We start from the raw sequence: 26,946 nt of genomic DNA, 5'->3' as shown, positions 1-26,946 counted from the left end.
CCCCACCGCCAACTTTAAACCTTAAACTCTTTTCGATTTTAAACTGCAATTTACTGACCACTGCTCACTCCTCACTATTCTTTTTTGGAATTAGGTACTAGCTGAACATTCAGCAGCGACAAGGAATACACAAAAGCAGGTATAGCCGTTCGCATCGCAGCATGATTTATAGTCAAAAACCAGAAGGCCACAAAACACAATAAAAACATATTGAACTTATTTTCCAGGTACAAGACCAAAGGCGTGATAACCAAAATTAACAGACCAACAATTCCAAATGATCCGTGCTCCGCTAGCATCCGTGTAATTTCATCATGAGATGTTGAAAAACTCCCAGTTACCACTTCGCGAACTTCAGCTCCTTTGGCAACGCCAACCCCAAAAATAGGATTGTCCAGAAACATATCAATTTCAGTCGCGGCTATATCCCCTCTTCCAGTAAATTGGTTTTTTTTCTCCCTTCCCTGAGCATCTTGATTGGCATACCTGTTTTTGATTAAGCCACCGGTTTGAATAGAAGTATAGGTCCAAGTCACCATCATCGCTAAGCCGATTACTACTATAATATAATTCAGTTTTACCTTCCCTCTAAAATTAGATTTAAAATACAGGAAGCACAACAATAATACAATCATCAAGAAACCGGTAATCATCCCACCACGGGAGAAGGTAACCATCCCTCTATAGCTGATATTTAAAGCGATAATTAAATTGAGCACCAGCATAAATTTCGATCTAGATTCTAATATAATCCTCGAAAAAAAAATAAACATACCCAACCCTAAAAAAGTAGCCACCTGATTAGGACCAAATCCTCCTGAGGTCTCAAAATTAGATTGGGTACCTGTAATTACATCCCTAACATTTGGAGTATATAAAGTCAAATACGCCGCACAACTGACTATGGGAAGACCTATGCATAACAACATCGAATTCATCTGCTCCAGTGTAATTTTTCGTCTATAAGTATACAATGAAGCCACTGCCAAGCAGACCGGCCCAGAAATATTAAACGCAATAGTTTTCCTGATATTGGTATCAAAGTTTAAAACAAAGGTGGAAATAACTACGCTAGGAACCAACAATAATAAGAAAAGCCAATAGGGAGTAGCTCCTTTAGAGAAACCGCTAAAATACATCCCCATTAAAACAAATATCATCACCCCGTATTTAGAAAATTCATAGCTGATATTTCCGCCTGTCATTCGCAATAATACTTCAGCTCCAGCTATATAAGCCGCCGCCATTAAGGCTTCATTATTGCGATTTTGGGTTTTTATTACAAAATAAGCCCCAACCAATATCATAGAGTAGCCATATAGTTTAGCAGCAAAAGGAAGTACGAAAATCCCAATACCAATAGCCACATGGGATAAAATTAAATACAAATAGAATTGTTCTTCTTTTTTCATTTACTTTGCTGTTGCACCCACTTTAAATATTGTTTTATAATCACTTCTTCTGAATAGCTATTTAAAACTGTGTTATAAATCGCTGCCCCAAAATCATCCCTAAGAGCCTCATTTTCTATCAATTCAACTATCGCTGCACAAAACAACTCCGCATTGTGTGGGACGACAAAACCATTCTTTCCATTTTGAACCACCTCAGGCATATTCCCAACATCAGTAACTACTACCGGTTTTTCACCCCTAGCATATTCTAGCAATGCAACGGGCAAGCCCTCTGATTTAGAAGTTAAAACACAAATAGATGCTTGCTGAACTATATTTTCAACATCATTTTTACTACCATAAACAAAGACCTGATCTTTCAGATCATATTCGACAATCAACTTCTTTATTTCCGACGAATAATTATCTTCAAAATCTTTTCCGACCAAATGAAACGTCCATTCGGGATGTGTTTCTCTAAGTATCTTCGCTACTTCCAATAAAAGAAAATGATTTTTTTGCGGTCTTAAATTAGCCAAAGATACAATCCGTTTTCCAGTCACCCCTTTCAAAACGGTTTTCCCTTTAAACTCATTTTCCGTAGATGCGAAATTGGCTAAATAAATAGCATTCTTACAATGTATCTTTTGCTCTACCCATTGTTTTAGTTTTTGATTGACACTAATCACGCCCTTAAAAAAAGGAAGCGTCATTCTAAAAACAAATGTAGGCCTTGAATTCAAAAATTCACTTTCCCCATAATGGTCATGCCATAAAATTCTTATCGACGGGTAAACCAACTTTAGTAAAAATGCCAAAAAGAAAGAACTGCTGTGTGCATGAACGACAGACACTTTGTTTTCCACAACATAACTTCGTAATACGAATAGTGCTTTCAAATCAAAACTTCTTTTCTTTTTCAAAAAAAGATAGTTCACTTTAGAATCTAAATCCGACAACAAAGTTCCTTCCTTTCGGGTTGCTATCAGTCCGGAAAAATCAATTTGACTCGCCAAGACATTCGCGTAATTAACTGCCATTCGCTCCGCTCCACCTGCTTCAAGAGAGTCAATGATTTGAATAATGCGCATAGACTATTTTTTTTTCAAAAGAATATTAATACTACCTGCCATTAGTTCTTCTTCATTAAACTTGCTGAAATCTTCATGAATGGCTAATTCTCTAAATTTTTGATACGCTTCAGAATTAGTATTCAATGTACTATGTTCAAGAGAAATAATTTCAAAATCAATCATGAAAATTTCTAAATATTGAGGTAGTCTTAATCTATTATGGTAGTCAAATTTTGTTTGAATATCATCCCACTCTTCCTGACTGTATTTTAAAAAATCTTGTAACGAAAGCGACGAGTCACTATAAGAACGATGATCATTGGGCGAAATTAAATGCAGTATATAACTTCCCTTCCTCAAAGTGGAATTAAAAAATTTATGCATTTCGATAATGTTTTTTACTGGCACATGCTCCAAAACAAATCGAGATACCACTAAATCAATATTATCCAATTTACATTCACATATACTTGTTTTAGGAAGATAGGTTAATGACTTATGTGTTTTGTAATTTCCTTTACTTTCTAAATCAATAGTATGATGTTTGCTATAATAATCATTTAACTGTTTTATTTCTTTTGCATTATAATGTTCATTGATATCATAAGAATCAACGGATTTAGCATTCCCTTCAAAAATTAATTGATAGGGTAAGATAGGACTCCAACCCGAACCCAATTCAACTATTTTTAACCCTTTCAAATTAACATTGCTATTTTGTAAAATTCTTACCATTGAATTATAGCTGTTTTTTGTTGATTGAAATTTACTCTCAAAGGTATGCTGACTCGCAATCTCTTGTAATAAATTGTATAGTGAGTATCCTATGGAATTAGGTAGCAACGCAATTGTTTTAAGTATCCTAGTTTTTAAACGATGATTCATTTTTCATTATTATTTTAATTTGTTGTTGAAAAAGTTCTACTGTATATTTTCTCGACCAATTAGACGCTTCTACACTTTTATTTTTGAAATCCTTTTCATTTTGTATAAGTCCTTCTATTTGTGAAATATCCTTTTCAAAATCCATATTTAACAAAATCCCTCGATTACCATTATTTAACATGTAAGGAACACAAGAAACTTTTGTAGCTATTGGAACGCAACCCCAGAACATTCCCTCAGCAATTACTTTCGGCCAACCTTCACTAACTGATGGCAGAACTACAAAATGACTATCTTGATAGGCTTTTTGAACTATTTCCGTAGTTTGATTTCCTTTTAGAACTATTCTATTCTCTAACTTATTTGCAGTACAATATTGTTCTAATTTATTTCGCTCTACTCCATCTCCATAAAAAGTTAAGCTAACTTCGTATCCTTTTTGAATAATTCGCTCCACTAATTGAATCGCATACAAAGGATTCTTTCCCGCTACCAAAGCACCAACGAAAACAAAACGAATTACTCCTTTTACATTCCTATTGACAATAGCTAATTTATCATCCTCTGAGTACGTTGCCGTAAAAAAAGACTTTACATTATTAGTTTTCTCAGGCCATTCACCATAGACTAAAACCTGCATGTTCCGCGTTAAAAAAGTATTAGACAAAATCCATTTTTGTAATCGATAACTCCACGGTTGCGTTGATTTCGGATCCCAATTACCCGCGTATTTAGCGGTTTTGGGTTTAGAAGGGAATGCGATCTGAAGCACGCATCCTAACAAACCTATATTGCCAGGACAGCGCAAATGTATATGCTCTGCTTTATTCATGGCATTATATATCTGCCAACTAATTTTAGGGAATTTAAAAACAGTCTTCAAAGTAGAACTCCAACCCAAAACATCAAAGCCGTCTATAGCCACGAATTTAATATTTTGATGTTCATAGGCGCAGTCAATAGCAGTTTTAAAACGATCTGTTTTAGGCGCCACAATTATTAATTCATCCACATACTTCCCCCAGATATTCATTTCACGAACATAAGGTGCATAAGCAAAGAATTGATTTTGCTCAATTATGTGTGGCACATGGGTGATGATGACAAACTTCATTAATTTCTGAATTTGGGTTTATCAAAGAACAAGCTCCACCAACCCGCGGTTCTCCCCATGAATTCTGTAAAGGCTTGCTTGCTATTAGAGTTTGTAAATGTATTGCTAAATCGAATAAATGTCAAAAGTATAGTAATGGAATGCCATTTTAGTTGATCTTTAAATAAGGGATTTGGGTTCTTAGTTCGCCAAACGTACCAGCCATTTCGCACCACCATTTTTCCATATTGGTATTGATTGGGTCGGCCCGAGGCATCGTGGTAATGATACAATTGAGCTGCAGTATTCAGATACAGCTTTCCATGCCTAGCTACTCTCAAACTAAAATCAGCATCTTCATACAAGCCATAGCCTTCAAAATAAGTAGAAAATTTCAAGGTGTTAAACACTTCTTTTCTAAATGAAGAAACACCTCCCATCAACATTTCGACTTCATAAGTTTTACCGCTGGGGGGTAAAAAACCAACACTTCGTCCGTGAGAATACAAGGATGAATATCCCGGTGGACAATTGCTATCTAACCCTATTTTTTTTCTCAATACAAATCTACTACCGTCTTTGCGTTTCCATCCATCAAAATAAAACTCATCCATTTTAGGCTGGTAATGATAGCCTACAAATTCGCATTTTGATTCACCAACAATATATCCTCCTACACCGAGTGCTTCGGGATAAAGCGCATAGGTTTTTAATAATTGCTCAAAATAATCAAGTTCCAAAACCGTATCGTCATCAAGAAAACAACATATACTGATATCATTTCCCACTCTCTCAATCCCATAATTTCTTTGTTTAGTTAATCCCCGAGACTCATTAGGAACTAGTAAATACCTAAGGTTTTTTAAATTATTCTCTTTAAGAGTATTTTCGGTTTCACTGTTTGTGGAAGCATCAATAATTAAAATTTCATCAGGATACAGCGTTTGCTTCTCAACTGATTGCAATAATTTCAGCAAAGGCAAAGGACGCATATAAGTGCATACAATTAAAGAAAACTTCATCATCTTGTTTTTAATTGATTAGCCCAAAATACACTTCGATTCCACTGTTTTCTAAAATGAACAAAATAGTGATACGGATTTGTAATCTTTTGATGCGTATAATACTTAAAAAACAAAGTTGTTTTATAGCCTCTAATTTGCTCTATTGTATTGTTGGAAATCTGGTACAACATAACAGTTGGCGAAGGTTTGGGTTGTACTTTATCATCATGCCATTCTAAAACAGGCTTTGTCCTAAACCCACCAATAGGCGCTTTTAAATGTAAAATTTCGGGCGCAGGTAAATACAAAACATCACAACCTTGATTTCGCAATTGCATGCCAAAATCACTATCTTCCCCATAACCGAATTCGTACCCAATATTAAATCTACAGTTTTTTATGGATTCCGTTTTCACGATACTACATCCGGAACCAAAACTTCCCCACTGTAAAATAGTTTTAAACGTCTGATTATCTTCTTTTTGCAAACAACTTAAAGATACCGAATTCGCACCTAATTTAGTAATGTTCTCAAATGCTTTTTGGATAAAGTTTTGAGAAACTCTTATATCATCATCTGCAAGAAAAATCCATTCGCTTTCAATTACCTTTAAAGCAATATTACGCGCATTACAGGCGCCTGGTAGATGGGTAAAAATATGTTTTACTGTAAATGGCCATTCTTCTTTATGCAAATAATCCAATTCCGAAACACTATCTAGTATGGTATTTTGTTCAACAATGATTACATTTTTAGGTAAATTAGTTTGACTTCTTAAATCACACAAGACATCATATAAATATTTTTTCCTTCCAATCGTTGGTATAATTACATCTACTGTTCCTTTGTCCAGCACAATCCTAGATGATTTGACCGTTACAGCATCTAAGTTTATCTTTTTATTATTCCTATTCTTATAAAATAAAGAATAGACCATTGGAACTAAAGGAAATTTATTTTCGTAAATAATTAAATTTAATAACAATAGAAAAATCCATCTTGTTTTGTAATGTTGCCGTACAAACCTAAAAAGAGTATAGCTTGATGTTAGATGTGGAGCAACTGTTGGAAGCTGTTTTAAAAGCCTAGGTTCTGAATAACACAATAGTCCCGCTTGCACACCTAATTTAGCAAAAGAATTCAAATAATAATCAAAATTACCGCCCCTTACAATTATACCTTGCATTGCATTAACGACAGCCGCATGTACGACACCTATATCACTGCTCATTTGCCAGGTGGGATAAGTTACTTTTTTATTTACATTAATAAATAAAGACTCGTCAATGTATCCTATCTTCCTTTCCAAAAAATTAAAAGCGGAAACTGAAAAAGACAATATCAATTTATGGTGATGCAACAAACTTGGAATTAACTCACAATTCAATTGTTCTTTTAAAGCTGTGTTACACCACACAAGTACTTCATCTGGAAATTGTTGAGCTAAAACATGAAGCCCTTCGGCAATACTTCCTTTAAAATCAAATTCTATGGTTTGGCTACCCGCTGTTTCTACTGCAGTAATTTTAGAATTTAAATGATACACTACAATCAAAACTTACCTTATTAACGATTTATAAAATGATAAACTTTGTCTCGCTACTATTTCGATGCTAAATTTTTCGATCACTTTTTTTCTAGCAGAAGTCCCAAATTCCATTTGTAAATGAGTATTTTCAAGTAGCTCAACAATTCTATTTGCGTATTCGATATGATGAGTAGGGTGCACTAAAAAACCATTAATTCCATCATCAATTACTTCTGTGGACCAACCTATATTGGAAGCCACAATAGCTTTTTGCATTGCCATGGCCTCAATCCAGGAAACAGGTAAGGCTTCAGCAAATGATGGAAATACACAGACGGTTGCTTCGTGGATGTGCTTCTTAATATCCTGATAGGACACACTGCCTAAATAATTGACATTGACTAATGCCTCCTTAGTAAACAGCGTCTGCATCATTTTCCAGGTCGAAGGATTTCCTGATATAATATCAGGAACATCTCTTCCTACCAAAAATAATTTAGCATTTGGATTATTTTTAACCACTTCATTAAAAATCAAAGGCAACTCCAGCAATCCTTTTTTACGAATAAGACTTCCGAAATATAAGATTGAAGAATTGCACATCTCACTACTATTTCCATTGACATTGCTATTGCCATTGGCATTGCTATTGTTATTAAATAAATCAATATTTATAGAGTTTGGAATAATTATAATTTTTTTTTTAAATCCAAAAACTTCATTCGTCATTTCGGCAGTAAACTGGCTCACGGATAGCAATCCATCTGCATTTTCAAGTGCTCTTCGTTCGTGAAATTTATTAACCCATTTTACAGGACGTTGATCCAAATGACAAAAATAAGTATCCGAACCATTTAGTCGAATGACAACGGGGCATTTTTTAGGACTAATAAAAGAAGTAATTCCTGTCCAGTCTGCTGCTTCTACGATATCAATATGATGTTCCTTATAAAGTTGGTCTATTATTTTCTCTAGTTTTTTTCTAGTAAAATACCAAGACAACCCCTTAAATTTTACATTTTTTATTTGCTGAACACAAATACCATTATCGTCAAATATAAGTTCTTCATTTTGACCATAGACTAAAACACGAACCGAACATCCTTCTGCCATAAGTCCGATAGCAAGATTTTTAATACTAGTTCCAATTCCTCCAGAGCTTCCTGTTCTAGCATGAGGATATTCAGGTGTTAGGAAGGCTATTTTCATTATTGGTTAATTATTTATAAATAAAGCGAATCAAAGTTAAAAAATGTATTTAATTGATTACGTATCTAAACCTGACAGGTTTTTGAAACCTGTCAAGTGTAAAAGCTTAAAAATATACTTTTAATTCTACTCCTTTGATTCAAATCATTAAAAGTTTTTCATTTTAAATTTAGAAGGATTCTAATTATTCCTCTTTATTTTTTAATGAAAAAATCTTTTACGATTCTCGCTGTAAATATTCTTGCGTACTTGCCCGTCATATTTAGAAGTTCCACAAAACCCATATACTTTATAGAAATAAAAATATGAAAAAATGAAATACGTAATCTATTTTAAAATTTTATCAATAGTATTCCAGATTTTCTCAGAAGCTTTGGTAGGTTCTTTGCCTACAACGACTTCAAACCATTTTTTACCCTCGCTAACATTGGACAAATTCCCTTCTAAAATTTGTTTCACTAGATTTTCTAAATCATTTTTATTGGTACAAAAAACCGCTGCATTAGAACTTGGCATACTTCTAAAGTGAACATAATTATAATTTTGCCCTATATCCCGAATTCCTTTTTTCAATTGTGGTTGTTCATAATTGAAATAAATACAGGATTTATCATGTGCAACGAAATCAAAAACCGTGGACGAACATACATTAGTCACAAACTCTGAATGTTTACATACGTTGTACAGCATTTTCAAATCAGCTTTGGTAGGCAAGATCTCATTCCATTTTTCACCCATTGGTTTCCATAGAGGATCTAAAGTGACAATAATATCTTTATTGGATTCAAGAACGGCATCATATCTAGTAGTGGTATCAATGGGAGATTTTCTGTATATAATTCCTAGATTATCTCCTTTTCTATTTAAACTCCTAACGGCTTTCGCTAAATCCTCTAAATAGTATTGATCCAATGGCGAGGTAGTTTCATCATCTCCTGAATAACAAATGTATTTTTTATTAATATCTAAATCATATTGCGCAAAAAATTCTTCCCGAGATTGAGATAAACTCTCGTCAAAATGCGATTCAAACTGGGGTGTTCCTGTAATAATGACTTGAGAATCTTTAACAAATGGATAGTACTTTAAAACTTCTTCTTTCATTAAATCACTCCACACGCAATAATAATCCGTTTCAACTACTTGCATTGCTTTAGGGACATTATCCCAGGAATACACAAAAGCAACAGTTGGAATTCCCAAATCTTGAGCGGCTAACAAGCCACTAATTGATTGTGTTGCTCGCTGTGTCGTACAAAAAACCAAATCTGGTTTGTGTTCTTCTAATTGTGCTTTGCAATAACGGTATTTATCTGTGGATCTTTCCAATGAATTGATTCGCTTTCTAATACGAATAATCCCTTTTTCGGATGAATTCAGTCCAATGAGTACCTTAGTTAATAAGGTCATTAAACTATTTTTGAGCCCTTTATAGTTAAAAGGAAACTTATACTTTGGATAAACATTATCATTGAATTTTTTCTCAGAAACATTTAGCTCTATATGTTTTCGAACTCTCGAATAAATAGAAGTTAATGGGTGAGTCTTATGATTTTCAATTTTTACTTCCTCATAACCCAATTCCTCTTTTAAGGAAAAAACTGTATTGTTCCAATACACAATTTCATAGCCTTTTTGTTCTCCAATTTCCTTAAATTGAGTAAAAGCGAAATTACGTAAGCCTACACCATCAGGAAAAAAAACAAATATTTTTTTATTCATTAATTTCGATTTTAATTTATTAGAATATTCTTCTTGGAAAGTTTTTTTATAACTTTATTTAAAAAAGCGAACCTACTGCTTTTTATCCTTTTAAAATCTAGATTTATTCTAAAGGTAAATAGTTGGAATATAGACTTCTAGATACATTTTTTTTCTCCGCTGCGCTACGTAAAAAACACTCGAAATGACGGAAATATTGACCACTATACTACACTTTCTGATTCTTCAATTTATCCCTTTGCACTTGTTCAATTAGTAAAATATCGGTGGATTTAAAAGTCAAAGCGGCGTGAACAGCATTCAAATCACGAGATAATTTACGCAACCCCATAGGTTCTAATGAAGCCGCATGATCTGTTCCTTTCCAAGTACGATCTATAGTGTAGTGTCTTTCGATAATATTTGCCCCTAAAGTGTAGGCTGCAATGTCAACAGAAATACCTAAGTGATGTCCCGAAAATCCAATATGCTTAACTTTACTTTCGTATTTCTCCTTCAGCAAATTAATATCCAACAAACAAACGTCCTCGAATGGAACAGGATAACCTGAAGTACAATTGTATAAAACCAAATCTTGATTTCTTCCTTTTGTAATAAAGAAATTCACCAAATCATCGGTTTCGTTTTTGGTTGTCATCCCTGTTGAAATATGTATTTCTCCTTTGTAATTCTCGCACAACCACGATAACATTTCATAATTGTTATTACAAGCCGAGGGTATTTTAATAAATTCAGGCTGTAAGGAAGTTATTTCTTTCGCTGAGGTCGTATCCCAAACAGACGTAGAATACACAATCGCTATGGATTCACAATAGTTTTTCAATTCTGCGTGTTGATTGACGTCAAACTCTAAATATTCTCGATGTGCTCCGTAAGTCGCTCCATATGCATTAGACTCATTTGGATGAGGCGCATTATACTGTGCCTGCGTTAATAACTCTTTATTGTTTCTTTTTTGAAACTTGACGGCATCAACATTACAAAATATTTTAGCGATCTTGATTAGTTCCTTGGCAATATCCATTTCCCCTTTGTGGTTACATCCAATTTCGGCGATGACATAGGGTTTTTTATATTTATTCATTATCTATAGTTTTGTATAACAAATAAAGTATTTATCACTTTATTTTTGCACTTAATATTTAGCTTTATCTATGTGATTCAACTCTATTTAAAAATATTATCTTAAAATATAAAACAGAACACTCTACTAGTCCTAGCTCCCCTCTTGAGAGGGGTTGGGGGTGTGTTTTTCAAATTCTTCTATAAAAAACTCAATTGTCTTAATAACATTTTGCATATCTTTCGAAACTTGATCATCAGTAAATCTTAAAACTGATACACCAAGTTCATTCATTCGTTTTTCTTTTATAGTATCCTTATTGTAAATTTCCAAAAATTGATGTGAATATCCATCCACTTCTATAGCCAACATTAACTCTTGACAAAAAAAATCTAAAATATAATTATCAATTGGTTTTTGTCTGTGAAAATCGTAACCATACATTTGTTTCCCTTTTAACTTTATCCAAAGAAATATTTCTGCTTGAGTAGAATTATTTCTAAGTTCTCGAGCATATTCCTTGAGTTTAGGATTATAAGGGATAAATTTTCGTTTTGCCATGATAACTTATTTTGAACATACAGTAAAATTCAATGGTAGTAGTTAATCAACACAATATTTACACACCCCTAACCCCTCTCAAGAGGGGAATACGATGGTTCAAACTATTATAATTAAAATTACCCAATAATTCAGCTTGACAAAACTTATTCATATCGTTTATTATACTTCATTATAATTTCACAAGCTTCTCTAATCGCTCCAGCAGCTGAATTTTGAGTCAACACATAATCTGCATGGCGTTTTACAACCTCCGTTCCGTCGGCAGGACAAAAAGACCAGCCTACACTGCAAATATTCGCCAAATCATTAACATCGTCGCCAACGTAGGCTACATCCGCAAAACTAGCTTTTCTGACTTCAAGAAATTGGGTTAGAAATGCATATTTGTCTTTGACCCCTAAAAAAACGGACTCTATTTGTAATTTCTTCATTCTTTGCCCAACTAAAACAGAATTCTCCGAAGTCATCACCACAATCTCAACATTGTTTTGTCTAAGAATTTCTAATCCCATTCCGTCACGCATATCAAAACGTTTCATCATTTCACCCTCAGCACCAAAAAACACAGACCCATCCGTAAACACGCCATCGACATCTAGCACCAAATATTGTATTTTACTTTGAACTTTTGCTTTTTGAAAACGGCTAGCTAACAATTGTTCCACAATATCCCAATCGGTCAAACTATCTATTTCAGTATAACTAGCTTCATCCATTTCAACAAGACCAACTATACCACTTACACGATTTTTAGATTGTAAAAATGCTGTTTTTGTAGTCGCATAAACAGCCCCATTTTCGACCAAAAGACCTTCAAAATCTTGACGTCTAGGTCTATTGAATGGATCATAGTTTTGAGGTGTTCCATCGGCATTCCAAGTAAAACGGTGTGTTTTAACTACTGTAAGTGCCGAATCATATTGATAATCTATTTTTTCTAATACTGCATTAATATCTTCCGAAGTTGTCATGGGAGAAGTTGCTTGTAACAAACACAAAACCGAATAATTTTCTTTTAACTGAGAAGTAAAAGCCAACATGGCTTCCTCAGTACTTGAAGTATCTATGGCTGTACTTGCTTCACGAGGAACCGCCTTTACTTTGGCACACCAACCATATTCTTTTTCAATATAAGTAATAATTTCCTCATCATCAGTATAGACATAAATAGCATCCAAATTAGAAAATATTGCAGCACCAATAGTCCAACTAAATAAAGGTCTCCCTAACATTTTCTTTTTATTTTTCCCAGGAATTCCTTTGGAACCTTTTCGAAGTGGTAAAACTGCTATTTTCATTTTTTATTTTTTATCGCCCAATCAAATATACTGATTTGAGTTTATTATGACTCTTTTTGAGTAATCGTTTTAAATTAAAACTTAGGATCTAATTTCCATATTCTGTGACAAGCCCAGACTACCCACTCATATTATTCTAGCAAATTAATATCTAGGTGGTGGTAATTGACATATTCTTTTTAAAATTTGACTATCAATTGGTTTTCTATGGCTAAGTATTTTTGGTAAAGTGGTAACTGCTGAAAAAAGGGATTGAAAATAGATGTGAAAATACCGCCTATCGCTGCAAGCATATTTTTTAAAATTATGCCACAGCAATTTCGCAATTTTCATCAATGGAAAAGGATAATACACTAAATAATAAAAAACAGTATTTTTCAACTGTTTATCAAATCGATAATAATTTTTCCCGGTTTTTAAGCGTTCTTCTCTATTCACTCTATGATTTACTGCAATACGGTTAGTATAAAGAATATCGTATCCGTTTGCCAAAACTTCAATAGAAACACACGATTCTTCTCCGTAAATATCCATCCAAACTGGAAATCCACTAGTAGCTTCATAAACTACTTTTCGAATAGCAAAACCGCAACCTACAAATTCATGGCACAAATACTCATCAACCAACTCTTTTTTATGTGTTAAAGCTTCAACATTAGAATTGAATACTCCCTTTATCTCTTGGAATGCAAGGACTCCAACTTTAGGATATTCCGAAAAAATTTGAGTTACTATTGCTATAAAATCAGCTTGCAATGGATGTGCATCATCATCTAACCCTATAAAAAAACTTCCTTTTGCATGAGGATACAAAATGGCTCTTGAACCTGACGCTCCAATAGTTGTATTGGAACCAAACCATTTCACCCAACTAAATTCGTTTTTTAAATCTTCTGATCCATCCGTACATCCATCCAAAAAAACCAATACTTCATGTATAGAAAAATCAAGTAATCCCTTGATTTTCAATAAAGTTTTTGAGAGCTCTTCTTTCCTATTTTTGGAAACAATTAAAATGGATGTTTGCATTCTAAATTATCGTATTAGACTTTTTAATAACCAAGCTTTATTCATGAATTGAACTTTTCGAACCATTAAAAACCAAATTGATAGATTTTTTCTACTCACTCCCGAACGTTTCCAGTAACTCAATAATTTTCGAGCTAATAAATAACTGAAATTCTTTTGGTCTTCTCTGGACAACTCACTTTTACTAATTAAAAAAACCGAATTGAAAGCGTCGATGAATTGTTCCAATTTAATCTTAAATTCCGAATCTAGTACTTTTTGAGTTGAATAATAAAAATCATTAATTTCTTTTTCAGAAAAAACAACCCCAAAATCTCCCCAATAATTAGCAATTATCTTAGAACGATTTTGATAATGTATTTTTTGTTTTTCTGTAGCACGGTGATTACTATTTTCAAGTATTCGATACTTCATTAAGAAATCAGGTAAATTAACTAATTTCCCAACTCTTAACATTCGAACCCACAATTCCCAATCTTGACAATTTATTTTCGTTTCATCGTATCTTAAATTATTTGCAATCATCGTTTGGCTTCTCATAATGACTGAAGAATGTCCGAAAGTAGCTCCAAAAAGCAAATAGTATTTTATATACTTTGGATCTGTGGGATAGGTCCAGCCTTCATTAGGCTGTATTTTTAAATCTTTCAGCCAATATCCTTGGGTACCACATAAAATTATTTCTGGTTGTTTTTCTAAAACCTCTAATTGTTTCTCAAAACGTTTTGCAAAACACCAATCATCAGCATCCATCCGAGCAATGAATTCATATTTTGGTAATAGAAAATCCAAGCCTTTATTTAGTGTTTTGGTTACTCCAATATTTGTCCCGTTTTGAATATAAAAAACTCGTAAATCTTGGTAGCTTTTTATGATTTTGGCTGTTTCATCGGTCGAACAATCGTCATAGACATACAAATCAAAATCTACAAAAGTCTGATTCAAAACCGAATTGATACTTTCTTTAATATAAGAGGCTGCGTTATATGCAGGAAGTAAAACCGCCAGTTTTTTCAATCTAAATTTACTTTGTTTAAAATATTAAGAACATTTACCTTAAAATTTTCGTCACTAAAATAATCTCCAAATGGCTGTACCGCTTCGTTAGATTCCAACCTTTCACTAATCAAGTATTCTAATTTAGATTTTATCTGATTCAAGTTGTCACAATCGGCAATATACTTTTCATCTTGGATTAACGATCTTAATTCACTGATTTTGGGTGACAGACACAATATTGGTTTTTGTAAACTCGCAACAAACGGCACTTTCCCAACCAAAATATTGCTTCTTAAAGGTCCATTTTCTAAAATGATGATAATATCTGTTTCTTTGGATTGCTCATTGGATGCATTAGAAAAATTGGAATGCCCCAAAAAAATAATATTAGTACAATCGCCATATTTTTCCTTTAATTTTTCCGCTTGGTTGCCTTTTAATCGGAGTACAAATTCTGTATGCTGTTTATAGGTTGCATTGGATTCAATAATTTCCTTATACGCATCCAAAAGAATTTCAATATTTCTTCCAAATTGAATAATTCCGTGATAGGAAAGTGTTACTTTTTTCCCTTTAGTTCTAACCTTAGCAAAATCAGAAAAGTCAAATACTAATGGACAAAACTGATGTGGTAAAACATAAAATTTATTTCTGTGCCCGTAAATCAATTCAAAATCCGCTGATAAAATAGTAGCTGGACTTATACATGCTTTAGCCTGACTAACTACCCTTGCCATTTTTTTCAACCTAAAGAGTTCTAAATTAGTCAACTTATTTTGAGAACCTGAACACCAAAACACAGGATAGGGGTCATGAAAATTTAATATCGTTTTTTGTAAAATAGGTAAATCTATCGCTCCCAGAATAGCTTCGTAATCTAAACCACAACTTCTAATAAAAACAGTATCGTATTTTTGATAATCAATCTTTCGAATAATAGAAGTATATTTTTTTTGAATATACCATTCATTCAAGGAAACATGAAAGATACGCCAGTACATCCAGTTCAACCACTTGATATAAAAAGGTATTTTTCGGTTGATAAAATGACTTTTTAAATCATTAACAGGCAGTAGATCTAATTGGTCTTGGTACTGTTCATGCCTTAAATAAACAACATCAATTACAGCATTAGGAAAAACTTTTCGTAATTGCCCAATAAACGATCTGGAAACCACACCTTCGCTAGTTCCTGACACTCTTAAATCTTGAGCTATGATTAGAAATTTCATCTGTAATTATTTACTAGAAAATTAACTATCTGTAAAGATGCAGTTCCATCCCCATAAGGGTTTATATTATCGTCAAACACAACAAAATCATCCAATAAGCTACAAATACTATTTTCAATTTCATTTTGATTGATTCCCACAATTTTTGAAAAACCTGCGGCAACTCCTTCTGGCCTTTCTGAAACAGTACGTGTTACTAAAACTGGCTTACCTAAAGTGGGAGCTTCTTCTTGAATACCACCTGAATCAGTCAGAATTAAAAAGGACTGCTGCATTAACCACACAAATGCGGGATAAGAAACAGGAGGAATAAGATAAATATTATCTTGATGCGCTAATCTTTCATTGACAACATCTTGCACGTTGGGGTTTAAATGGACTGGATACACCACACACACATCATCCCGTGTTGCAATTGTTAACAATGCGTTACAAACATTGATGAATCCAATTCCATAATTTTCTCTTCTATGCCCTGTCACTAAGATTACTTTTTTATCTTTTGGAAGTGTCTTTTTTAAAGATGCAATTTCAGGATGAAGAAATCCTTCCTTACTTATTTTTTCAATAGTCCAAAGTAAGGCGTCAATTACGGTATTTCCTGTTTCTTGAATATCATCCCGCAATACACCTTCGTTTAATAAATTTTGAGTTGCCCCTACGGTTGGAGAAAAATGAAAGTCAGCTAATTTACTAGTAAATTGTCTATTGATTTCTTCAGGAAAAGGAGCTTGTTTATTATAACTACGCAATCCTGCTTCTACATGTCCTACTTTTATTCCTAAATGAAATGCCGCTAAAGCAACCATTGAAGAAGTAGTTGTATCTCCATGAACCAAAACCAAATCAGGTTGTACGATTTCAAGAACCTCATCTATTTTATTTAAAATAGTAGCACTCAACTTATTTAATGTTTGATTGGGTTGCATGATATCCAAATCAAAATCAGGCATAATTTCAAAAAAATCCAACACCTGATCCAGCATTTCTCGATGTTGCGCAGTAACACATACTACCACCTCAAAACCTTTTTCTTTTTTTAATTCATGAAATAAAGGTGCCATTTTTATGGCTTCAGGGCGTGTACCAAAACAAAGTAAAATTTTCAATATAATTTATTTTAAATATCGTTTATACCAAGGTTTTATGATTTTATATAATTTATATCTTAATTTATAAAAATATGCATAGTCTAAATTAATACCAATTTCTTTAAAAAAATAATACTGCTTCTTTAATACCTCCGGATAAACCTTCCAATAATCATAAAAAACATTCAATAATTTCCATTTAAAAAAAGCATCTTGTTTAATATTACTAGACAGCAAATAAGCCCTCATTAAGCGTAAACTTATTAAATAAGATTCAAGTGCATCAATATCTCGTCTATTACTTATTCTATAATTAGGATATGTATTATGTTCTCGATAATAAGCAAAACAATTATCTGTATGTATAATATAATTGCTTTCAATCACCATTCGACACATAAATTCAGCATCATCATTTAATGACAATAAAACATTCCAATTTCCACCTTTTAAAATTAAACTTCTAGGTATTAGAAAAACATGTATTGGACAATAAGTCAACTGCTTTCTTAACTCATAAAAATATTGGTTTGCAGTTAATTTACTTTTATCTTTAAATATATAATCTCTTTTAAAATATTCTCTTTCTGACAAAAAGTCCCAATTGCAACAAGCAATTGCCTTTTTATTTTCTAATTGAAATAGTTCCTTTAGTTGTAACTCAATTTTATTCTCAGAAATAATATCATCATCATCTAGCCATTGAATAAAATTCCCTTTACTTAATTCCAAACCAAAATTTCTAGAACTAGCAGCTCCTCGAGGAAGAACTTCAGGTTTAGCAACATATTGAATACGACAATCTTCTAGTATAATTTTATCAACTTCTATCTTTGTATTATCTGTGGAGCCATCATCAACAATTATACACTCCCAATCTTTGTAGGTCTGTTTTCTTATTGATGAAATTGCTTCAACCAATAATTCAGATCTATTGAAAGTTGGAATTATAACAGAAACTACCGGTGATTTCATAAAAATATTAGATATTATAAAAGACTAAATTAAAGATGCTAATTTAGTAATTGTCTTGCTGTGAAATTTAGATATTAAAAGACCAATCCTTAAAAACAAAATAAGCTTCATTGAATAACCTTTTGCTTCATTGGTATAACCAATCAATTTTTTCACTTCATTAGGATTATAATAATAAATGAAAAATGTTTTAGCAAAAAAAAGAATACTTTTTTTTGTGTGTAATTTGTTTTCAGTTAAATAGTCCGATAATTTCACTCTTATTATAGCGGCAGTTTTCCTTTTCTCAAAATCCAAATCCTTCCCTAATGTTAAAGAATTTGAATGTTTTCTATAAATAAAAAGATACTCGTCTACAATTCCAAAATCATTAGGGTACTTATAAGTGATTCTAGTATACAATTCCCATTCCTCTGCATACTTTAAACTTTCATCAAATCTAAACTCTAGTAAAATATTTTTCTTCCAAAGTGTACTTAAACTATTAATTTTAATGTCTCCTAACAATATTGAGTCTCCAACATGCTTGTATGAAAAATCAAACTTTTGACGAATTATTTCCACACTTCCATCTTCTTTCTCTATTAAAAACTCATATTTACATACTGTAAAATATATATTTTTATTGGAATAAAATGGTGACAATTGTAACTCTATTTTTTTTGGATGCATTAAATCATCATCATCAAAAAACTGAATAAACTGACCGTTAGCTATATCAAGTCCATAATTACGACATCCTGACAATCCTTTTTGATATCCGTTCGGTCTTTTATAATATTTAAAACGATCATCCTTTAACAAGAAAGGTGTGATTACTTCAATAGTATTATCTGTCCCTCCATCATCTACAATGAGGCATTCCCAATCCAAAAAAGTTTGCGATTGAATTGACTTTAAAGTTTCTACAATAAAATGAGCTCTATTGTAGGTCGCCATGATAATGGATACTTTTACACTCATTATTAAATAATAGTTAATATATGTTTAATCATTGCTTTTATCCCCTTCCCATTCAACACACTACTATATTTTCTTATTATAAAAAGCGCATTTAAAAACCTGGAATTATTAGAAACATCCTGTCTTAATGCCTCAATCGTTTTGTTAAAAAATGCTTTCTCAATTAAGGTATTGTCACTAATAAAATTGACATTACATTTAAGTTTATTCTTAAACTTAGAGATAAGCTTGTGATTTTGTACCCACCAATCAAACGGAATTTGCTGGTAAGACATTCTTTTAGCTAAAAAACTAGCTATTTCCTCATTTTCATTTCCTTCAATTAAAACACAATAATTTGCAAACATTTTTTTCAGATTATCTTTCCAAAGCCGCTTTGCATCCTTTGTAAATTTAATTTGGTGGGTGAGACTGTCCTCATGTTTTCTATAAAAATATAATTTTTCATTTACCTGATAAAATTTACTATGAATCATAGCTCTCAACCAAAAGTCATAATCTTCTACCAAATACAATTTTTCATTAAAACCTTTATTTCTTTGAAACACTTCTTTTTTATATAAAAATGAAGCGCCCACAAAGTTTCCAAAAACAATATTCTCAAAACCTACGTAGTTTACTTCCCCTATCAACTCCCCATTTTCATCTATAGAGATTAAATCACTGTAAGCAACATCTACTTGTTTTTCTAAAATGATATTAATCAGCGTTTCTAAGGCAGCTGTTTTATAATAATTATCATCGCTTGTCCATGTTAAAAAATCTCCCTTAGCAGCGCGATGACCAACATTTAAACTAACGGGTAGTTTTAAATTTATATCATTATTGATGAGCTTTATCCTATCATCTTTTTTTACATAGGAATGGCAAATTTCTAAAGTCCTATCTGTTGAACAATCATTAACGATAATTAATTCAATATTGCTATAAGTTTGACTAAGGCAACTCTCTATCGCCTCTTCTATATATTTCTCGCCATTATAGACGGGAAGAATAATTGAAATTAGTGGTTTGATTTCCATTTTATCTTCTAGCATATTTCATAATTTTATACCCTTTCTTAAAATGGAAACCTAAAAATAATGCAATTAAAAAAGCCATACTTTTACTAAATGAAAAATATTGTCTAATCAGCTTCATTGCTTCTTTTTGGTTCGGTATTTCCTTTTTTGCAACTGCTATATCAAAAGCACTTTTCATATAACCTGACATAAACCACCTTACTAATTTGGCATTATTATAAACTAATAAATCATTTGCGGTTTGATATTTTATATTAGCTATTTTGGTTATATAACTAATATTCTTAATTCCATGGATTTTTGTTAAGGTACTGTTATGTACTCGCCTATGGGTTAAAATTTGATCTATTAAAAGTCCTTTTGTCGACAGGTTTAACAACCTAACAAAAAAATTATACTCATCACCATCAGTGGTAATGTTCTCATTAAAACGAAGGTTTTCGACTAGCTTTCGTCCTACAAAAAAATCATCTGTAATCCACCCTAATTTGTTAGATGCAAAATTCATAGCCGATATTTTTGCTGCTTTTCTATCAAAATCATAGGGTTTATCAAGTAATACACCTGTTTCATGATTAAAGTTGATGGTGTCAGTAATAACAAAATCGAAATCATCCCGAATTAGTGCATTGTACCCTACCTCTAAATGATTTGGCAACATAATATCATCGCTATCAAACCATTTGATGTAGTACCCCATAGATTTTGTAAAACCAAAATTACGGCAGGCATTTGCGCCTTTTTTCAGTTCATTGGGGCGTTTATATATTTTGAATCGATTGTCTTTTTCTTGATAGGATTCCATTACCTCATATGAATCATCAGAACTTTGATCATCTACCAATATACATTCCCAGTCATTAAAGGTTTGCCCCAGGATACTGTCTAATGTATATCCTAACAAATCTTCACGATTATACACTGGAATTATAATAGAAATTTTAGGTGGTTGTTGCATTTTTATTCAAATGAATCAAATATCTTCTGGAAAATTTAATTGCTTGTGTCAAATTTATATTTTTTAAAATCAGGAGAAAAAGGGAAAACCAAAATCTAAATGTAGCTTTTCTTATTTTATAAACCATTAGCTCGTATTCCAAAAGAAAATATTTTTTCTGTTCTTTATCAAATTTTTCTAGGAAACTAAAAATCAAAAAATTGAAAAACTGGAATTTAACATCTTGTTTCTCTTTTTGTTTATAACCTCCTCGGGAAATATTTTCATTACTTATTCTAAAATTTACCACGGCTGAATTTATTGTATAAATACTATGCGATTCTGAAAATTCTAACCATGCCCTATCATCAGCATACCAAGCTAAACCGTAGTTAAAAAAACCATGCTTATCATACGCCTTCCTTTTAAATATTTGTTCCGAAAGAGAACCTCTGGATTTTTTGAAAAATTTTCTATATAAAGAATCTGTAGCTTTTTCAAGTTTTGGATGTGTATATTCCTTTGAAATGATTTTACTATCTCCATCAATCTCGATGGTTGCAAACCGGATGACATTACAATTGTTTTTTTTAATTTCTTCTTGATTCTTGTAAAATTCCTCAATACAATGAGAAGACAATACATCATCATCCCCTAATATCATTAACCATTCTTCATCCGCAGACAAAGCAATGCAACGATCCCATTGTTGTACTAAAGAAATCCCTCCTAAATTTGTCTCAAAACGTTGATAGATTAAGTCTAATTGCCCATTATACTTGTCTAATAAGGCGGCAGGATTTTCTGGACTGGCATCATCACCAATATATACTTTGAATCGCTTGTCAGTTTGATTTACTAACGATTGTAAGGTTTCTTCAAAAAAAGTGAATTTATAAAATGGGATAATAATCGAAATCATATGGAATAATAGGCAAAATAATTATTCATTTTAAAATAAATATTCTATTAGGAAAACTAAGTTTTATTTTCTTATCTACTCTCTTGTAAAAAATCAAAAAACTCATTTTGAATCCCTTATAATATAATTTCAAGCAATGGATTTCACTCCAAAATCCAATTGCTATTGGCTTTTTTTTACTTTGAATTATTTTTATTAAAATTTGTAAAACTTCAATATGTTCTTGTTCATGAGTTATTTTTTTTTCTGAAAAAGGTGGTTGTAAAATCATATCAATAGCCAATTCATCATTCTCATCAATTTCAATTAATCTACTAATTAATTTTTCTTCCGTTTCATAATCATCGTAATCTATATATCTCTTATCATTAAAGTCGTTACTTACCAATGGATTTCCCCAATAAACTGGAATACAATCTTTATAAATTGGGTCTAAAATTTTCTCAGTAGTATACCTAATATAACTGCTATTCTCAAATGACAATACAAACTTATAATCTTTAATAAAATCATATTTATCTTCAACTGGACCTCCAACATTATTAAAGATTTTACCTCCTGAATCGACTTTTTTAAATTTCGATAAATTTTTAAAAAAATCTAATCTTTTCTGACATTTTGCATTGGAAACCACCATACAACAAAACTTAGATTTTGATTCCCATTTTTTTTGAGCTTCTAATCTTGTTTTTTCATATGTCAACTGTTCTAACATTTTGTGATGATCAATATACAAAGAATACAATGGTAATCTAAAATGGTTTTTTCGAGTCTTATAATCAAACGAAAAAGCAAAATCACAAGCTGTAAAATCGGGTCTTACATTTTCTCCAGTGAAAAAGATGCGTATACATTTATATCTGAGATATTCTTCACTGTAACAAGAGTAAATTAATAGATCTGGATTTATTTCATCTATAATTACCTTATAATTTTGAATTAATAAATTGTAGAAATAATTATTCGTTTTAATAAAATCTGGCCAAAAATCAGTAAAATTAATTCTAATTTCTCTCATATACTTTATAGTTTAAAGCTTTTATTAAAAACAGTAAAACCTAAAAATGTTTTACAAAACAAATCAATTACAAACTTCTCACTCTTCAATTGATAATCCAACTCCTCTTCTTTTTTGGCTAGTTCAGTCTTTAGTTGTTGAAAAGAACCATAGTGTGACACAAAAAAATCGGCATGTTTTACACTCAAATATTCAAATAATTCCTTAAAATGGGAATTAGTAATTTTTGTTTGTCTCGATTCTGTTTTTATTCTATAATAAAATCCAGTGGTCTGGATACAATTTACATCGCCGCCATTTTTTAAAATGGCTATCCAAAATTCCCAATCTTCTAAGCCATGTACCATATTTACATCATAGCCTCCTACACTTGCCCAATCTTCTTTTCTAAACAGGGCGTTGCAAAAAATCATATTTTCTCTACTTAAATTAAATAATGAAAACGGCGGCAATATTGAAACACCTGTTTCAGCACCAAACTTTTCCGACTTGCAATAAACAACCTTCAACGAACGGTTTTCATGAAGTGCTTTATGTGCTAATGCTACATAATCTGCTGCCATTTTATCATCTGCATCTAATGGTAAAATAAAAATTCCTTTAGCATGGCTGATACCTAAATTACGGGCACTACTCACACCCGAATTTTCTTGATACAAATATTTAAACCGACTGTCTTTTGCGATCCATCTTTGTGCTACTTCTTCCGTATTATCTGGACTTCCATCACTTACGACAATACACTCCCAATCAGAATAAGTTTGCGCTGCAACAGATTGCAAAGCTTCATCTAGATATTGTGCTTGATTATAGCAAGGTACAATTATAGATACCGTATTATTCATAGTTGAAAAAAATTAATGTGTATTTAGTACTTCTTTGACTTTCTTTTTCGAAAAAAATACGATCAAAATTCTGAATAAATAAGACAGAAATTTTCTGCCAAATGTTGTTTTTTCGATTTCAATCAGCATCTTCAGTCTATTAGAATTCATATAATCTTGCATATTACTTAACTTTTTTCGATTTTCAAACAGTTCATCATAATCCGAAAGGTACTCAGTAAATAGCAATTCTAAAACAACTCTTCTTTCTTGCGAAAAATCATTAGTAGAACTTAAACCATCCAAATAGAAGTTGGACAAAACGGCATCAACATGCTTATACGTAGCTTCTTTTTTAGTGAGGGCAATAATAAAAAATTTCCAATCAGCGACTATCTTTAAACTTTCATCATAATACCCAACTCTATCAAATAATTCTTTCTTGATAAAAGTAGATTGATGTGGCAATGTTTCCTTGAACAGATAGGAAAACGATAAAAAATCAGGACAATTTTTTACATAAAAAGCATTTTCCCCAATCACATTGATATCAAAATAAACTAGTTCTTTATCTACCAATTTTGAATTTGCAGTTTTCAAAATATCATTATCTATTAAATCATCACCACTATTCAAAAACAACAAATATTGACCATTAGCAACTTTTATTCCTTTGTTCATGGCATTATAAATCCCTGAATCTTTCTCACTAATCCAATAATTAATTTTCGAACTCTGACTTTCTATATACTCTTTGCTACCATCAGTTGAACCACCATCAATAACAATATATTCAAACTCATTCCATGTTTGATTTATCACACTTTCGACCGTTTTTTTCAAACCGTCAAAATTGTTATAATTTATGGTTATTATGGAAAGTACCATTGTATTAATTTAATTTTTAGTTATTTGTATTCGCTAATATAGTCTCAAATATTTTTTTATACTCCAATGCTTGTACTTTTAAATCGTATTTTTTTACTGCATTTATTCTGATTTGACTTGAGTCAAATACACTATCACTTTTTAAAAATTCTTGTAAACTTTCTAATAAAGACTTTACACTAATATCTTTGGTCAACATACCGTTTTCACCATGTTGAACCATATCAACAATACCTCCAACTGGAAAACCTATAACTGGTGTACCGCACATTAATGATTCTAAAACCGTATTAGGTAAATTATCCATTAACGAAGGTATCACAAAAACATCGGCTGCAGAATAGACAATACTCATTAGTCTTTCGTCATAAATAGGCCCTAATTCAATAATATTGTTTACAGACTCTAATTCACTATTTTTATTACCAATAGCACACAACACAACATTTTGCATTTCCAATTGTTCAAATGCTTTTTTAAGAAATACAAAACCTTTACGATTGTTGCTTATAGAATCTGCTACAAACAAAATGACTTTTTTATCCAAAGGGATATTTAGTAAATTTCGGGAATATTGTTTATCCCTAGGTGCAAAAATATCCGAATCAAGACCATACGGAATACAGACAACTTCTCGTGATTTAAACAATTCACTTTTTTTAGCTTCATTTGCCAACCATTGGGATGGTGCAACAATGGTCAGATTAGTGCAATTCAACAGCGCCTTTTTCTTAATATATTGATTTTTGTCTGAATTTTGTAATTCTTCTACTGATAAAATACGTTTTTGGGGAAATCCCTCTTCATCAATACCCAAATATTTCTCTAAATAATGCTCTCCTCCTGTAAAAGGATTCATATCATGAAGTGTCCAAACGACTGGCTTGGTGTTTCTTTCAAAGAATGTTCTATAATCTAAAAAATTAGCTACCCAATGTAGGTTTATAATATCTGCATCTTGATACTCTTTACATTCAGTAATATCAAATGGCGAATTAGGAAAACTGAACATTTCTAATCCATTTCTTCTACTGGCTATAAACTTATTTTCGGGAGTACTAGTATTGGTTTTTAAAATTTTAAGTTGTTTTAAAATCCTAACTATTTTCTTTTGAATTTTCTCTATAAGTGAAAACTGGACTGGTGGTTGATTAAACGGAATAGTTTGATTGATTCTTTTTGTCTTGTCTCTCAATAGCACTTTTGAATCAGTCACTGACTCTAGCAATGCTCTATGCAACCTAAGACAAGAATTAGCGGCTCCTCCTCTATCAAAAGTATTTACTATAAGTACTTTCATTTAAACCTTTGTGTAAATAATCATAATAGTGTGACCTTTAATTTTTATTCGGATTTTATTTACTATTCTGACATATAATTTTCTTAATTTAAAAAAATTAAAAATCCATTTAAGAAATTTACTTCTATAAATAATTTCGTTAATCGTAGATTGAATAAACCAATCCAAATGATATTTCTGTAGTGGCTCATACAATACCTTATCTACTTTAACATCAAATACATTAACCAGATTCCGCAATGATCTCTCATTCCACAACCCCATATGATGGGGTGGAAAATTAAGTAAACCACCTTTAGAATATTTTATAAATGAATTATTATTGGGTACTGCTATGATTAATTTACCTCCCTTTTTTAGACAATCAATTTGCGCTTTGATAAACGAACTAACCTCAGAAATATGTTCTAATACCTGATAAGAACAAACTACATCATAATTTTCAAAATTATGTACAGCATGAATCTGAATAGACTCATTTAAAACTTTTAACCCTAATTTAGATGCTTTTTCAATACTATCTTCATTCAATTCTAAACCTGTAATGTCAAATCCAGATTTGGCAAGATTCTCAACAAAACCTAATCCACCACTACCTATTTCAAGTACTTTTTCATTACCTAATAGTATTTTTTTACTACATTCATGTTCCCATTTCCATGGCATATAATACCAATCGAATTTTTGTAGTTTTTCATAAAAACAACTATCTCCATCAATATGATAAGGAAAAAAAAACTGATAGCCAGTATTTTCACATTCGAATATTTTAACTTCTGAAACATTTTTTAGGTAGTTTTTAATATCAATATCAAATTGATTTTTATATCCTACAATTAGTTTCTTTACAGGAATGGTTTCTTTTAGAAAAGCTTTACTATTAAGATCAACTGTAGATTGTATCATACTATT

General features: G+C 31.7%; 25 protein-coding genes. All 25 read right to left on the bottom strand.

What is annotated here, in order from left to right:
- Positions 1–74: 74 nt before the first annotated feature.
- Positions 75–1,412 carry an O-antigen ligase family protein gene (locus E0F98_RS08080; protein WP_132110278.1) on the bottom strand — a complete coding sequence of 446 codons (1,338 nt, stop codon included), beginning with the start codon at positions 1,410–1,412 and terminating at the stop codon, positions 75–77.
- Positions 1,409–2,485 (bottom strand): glycosyltransferase, encoded by a 1,077-nt coding sequence (locus E0F98_RS08075; RefSeq protein WP_132110276.1) that lies wholly within the window; start codon positions 2,483–2,485, stop codon positions 1,409–1,411. Before E0F98_RS08075 ends, E0F98_RS08080 begins: the two co-directional genes overlap by 4 nt.
- Positions 2,486–2,488: 3 nt before the next feature.
- Positions 2,489–3,202: a hypothetical protein gene (locus tag E0F98_RS08070; protein WP_132110274.1), complete on the bottom strand. Its 714-nt coding sequence runs from the start codon at positions 3,200–3,202 to the stop codon at positions 2,489–2,491.
- 127 nt (positions 3,203–3,329) lie between these two features.
- Complete coding sequence (locus E0F98_RS08065; protein ID WP_132110272.1) at positions 3,330–4,466, bottom strand: glycosyltransferase family 4 protein; 1,137 nt, start codon at positions 4,464–4,466, stop codon at positions 3,330–3,332.
- Positions 4,466–5,467 carry a glycosyltransferase family 2 protein gene (locus E0F98_RS08060; RefSeq protein WP_132110270.1) on the bottom strand — a complete coding sequence of 334 codons (1,002 nt, stop codon included), beginning with the start codon at positions 5,465–5,467 and terminating at the stop codon, positions 4,466–4,468. Before E0F98_RS08060 ends, E0F98_RS08065 begins: the two co-directional genes overlap by 1 nt.
- The gene (locus tag E0F98_RS08055; RefSeq protein WP_243699218.1) at positions 5,467–6,996 is read right to left on the bottom strand and encodes a glycosyltransferase family 2 protein; all 1,530 of its coding nucleotides are present in this window, start codon (positions 6,994–6,996) and stop codon (positions 5,467–5,469) included. The genes E0F98_RS08060 and E0F98_RS08055 overlap by 1 nt, the downstream gene beginning before the upstream one ends.
- A 12-nt stretch (positions 6,997–7,008) precedes the next feature.
- Entirely contained in the window at positions 7,009–8,187 is a 1,179-nt protein-coding gene (locus tag E0F98_RS08050; protein WP_132110266.1) for a glycosyltransferase family 4 protein, read from the bottom strand.
- 327 nt (positions 8,188–8,514) lie between these two features.
- The gene (locus E0F98_RS08045; RefSeq protein WP_132110264.1) at positions 8,515–9,909 is read right to left on the bottom strand and encodes a glycosyltransferase family 28 protein; all 1,395 of its coding nucleotides are present in this window, start codon (positions 9,907–9,909) and stop codon (positions 8,515–8,517) included.
- A gap of 208 nt (positions 9,910–10,117) precedes the next feature.
- Positions 10,118–10,993 (bottom strand): N-acetylneuraminate synthase family protein, encoded by an 876-nt coding sequence (locus E0F98_RS08040; protein WP_132110262.1) that lies wholly within the window; start codon positions 10,991–10,993, stop codon positions 10,118–10,120.
- A gap of 132 nt (positions 10,994–11,125) precedes the next feature.
- Positions 11,126–11,533: an endonuclease domain-containing protein gene (locus E0F98_RS08035; RefSeq protein ID WP_132110259.1), complete on the bottom strand. Its 408-nt coding sequence runs from the start codon at positions 11,531–11,533 to the stop codon at positions 11,126–11,128.
- A gap of 146 nt (positions 11,534–11,679) precedes the next feature.
- Complete coding sequence (locus E0F98_RS08030; RefSeq protein WP_132110257.1) at positions 11,680–12,834, bottom strand: acylneuraminate cytidylyltransferase; 1,155 nt, start codon at positions 12,832–12,834, stop codon at positions 11,680–11,682.
- A gap of 144 nt (positions 12,835–12,978) precedes the next feature.
- Complete coding sequence (locus E0F98_RS08025; protein WP_132110255.1) at positions 12,979–13,863, bottom strand: glycosyltransferase family 2 protein; 885 nt, start codon at positions 13,861–13,863, stop codon at positions 12,979–12,981.
- Between the two features lie 6 nt (positions 13,864–13,869).
- Positions 13,870–14,880, bottom strand: a complete 1,011-nt coding sequence (locus tag E0F98_RS08020; protein WP_132110253.1) for a glycosyltransferase family 2 protein — start codon at positions 14,878–14,880, stop codon at positions 13,870–13,872.
- Positions 14,877–16,094, bottom strand: a complete 1,218-nt coding sequence (locus E0F98_RS08015; RefSeq protein WP_132110251.1) for a glycosyltransferase family protein — start codon at positions 16,092–16,094, stop codon at positions 14,877–14,879. Before E0F98_RS08015 ends, E0F98_RS08020 begins: the two co-directional genes overlap by 4 nt.
- Positions 16,091–17,206: a non-hydrolyzing UDP-N-acetylglucosamine 2-epimerase gene (wecB, locus tag E0F98_RS08010; protein WP_132110249.1), complete on the bottom strand. Its 1,116-nt coding sequence runs from the start codon at positions 17,204–17,206 to the stop codon at positions 16,091–16,093. The genes E0F98_RS08015 and wecB overlap by 4 nt, the downstream gene beginning before the upstream one ends.
- A 3-nt stretch (positions 17,207–17,209) precedes the next feature.
- A complete protein-coding gene (locus E0F98_RS08005; protein WP_132110247.1) occupies positions 17,210–18,160 on the bottom strand; it encodes a glycosyltransferase family 2 protein in 951 nt (316 codons plus the stop codon).
- A 24-nt stretch (positions 18,161–18,184) separates the two neighbouring features.
- Complete coding sequence (locus tag E0F98_RS08000; RefSeq protein ID WP_132110245.1) at positions 18,185–19,123, bottom strand: glycosyltransferase family 2 protein; 939 nt, start codon at positions 19,121–19,123, stop codon at positions 18,185–18,187.
- A gap of 2 nt (positions 19,124–19,125) precedes the next feature.
- A complete protein-coding gene (locus E0F98_RS07995; RefSeq protein ID WP_132110243.1) occupies positions 19,126–20,160 on the bottom strand; it encodes a glycosyltransferase family 2 protein in 1,035 nt (344 codons plus the stop codon).
- The gene (locus tag E0F98_RS07990) at positions 20,147–21,103 is read right to left on the bottom strand and encodes a glycosyltransferase family 2 protein (protein ID WP_132110241.1); all 957 of its coding nucleotides are present in this window, start codon (positions 21,101–21,103) and stop codon (positions 20,147–20,149) included. The genes E0F98_RS07995 and E0F98_RS07990 overlap by 14 nt, the downstream gene beginning before the upstream one ends.
- Entirely contained in the window at positions 21,087–22,004 is a 918-nt protein-coding gene (locus tag E0F98_RS07985; RefSeq protein WP_132110239.1) for a glycosyltransferase family 2 protein, read from the bottom strand. Before E0F98_RS07985 ends, E0F98_RS07990 begins: the two co-directional genes overlap by 17 nt.
- A gap of 25 nt (positions 22,005–22,029) precedes the next feature.
- Positions 22,030–23,022 (bottom strand): glycosyltransferase family 10 domain-containing protein, encoded by a 993-nt coding sequence (locus tag E0F98_RS07980; RefSeq protein WP_132110237.1) that lies wholly within the window; start codon positions 23,020–23,022, stop codon positions 22,030–22,032.
- Positions 23,023–23,027: 5 nt separating this feature from the next.
- Positions 23,028–23,867 carry a glycosyltransferase family 2 protein gene (locus E0F98_RS07975; protein ID WP_132110235.1) on the bottom strand — a complete coding sequence of 280 codons (840 nt, stop codon included), beginning with the start codon at positions 23,865–23,867 and terminating at the stop codon, positions 23,028–23,030.
- Positions 23,868–23,879: 12 nt separating this feature from the next.
- Positions 23,880–24,734, bottom strand: coding sequence for a glycosyltransferase family 2 protein (locus tag E0F98_RS07970; protein WP_132110233.1), 855 nt, complete (start codon positions 24,732–24,734; stop codon positions 23,880–23,882).
- A 16-nt stretch (positions 24,735–24,750) separates the two neighbouring features.
- Positions 24,751–26,034 (bottom strand): glycosyltransferase, encoded by a 1,284-nt coding sequence (locus E0F98_RS07965; RefSeq protein WP_132110231.1) that lies wholly within the window; start codon positions 26,032–26,034, stop codon positions 24,751–24,753.
- Complete coding sequence (locus E0F98_RS07960; RefSeq protein WP_165929296.1) at positions 26,035–26,940, bottom strand: class I SAM-dependent methyltransferase; 906 nt, start codon at positions 26,938–26,940, stop codon at positions 26,035–26,037.
- Positions 26,941–26,946: the final 6 nt, after the last annotated feature.

Source organism: Flavobacterium hiemivividum, assembly GCF_004349145.1.
In the GTDB taxonomy this organism is placed as follows: domain Bacteria; phylum Bacteroidota; class Bacteroidia; order Flavobacteriales; family Flavobacteriaceae; genus Flavobacterium; species Flavobacterium hiemivividum.
This window is presented reverse-complemented; position numbering and strand designations above follow the sequence as displayed.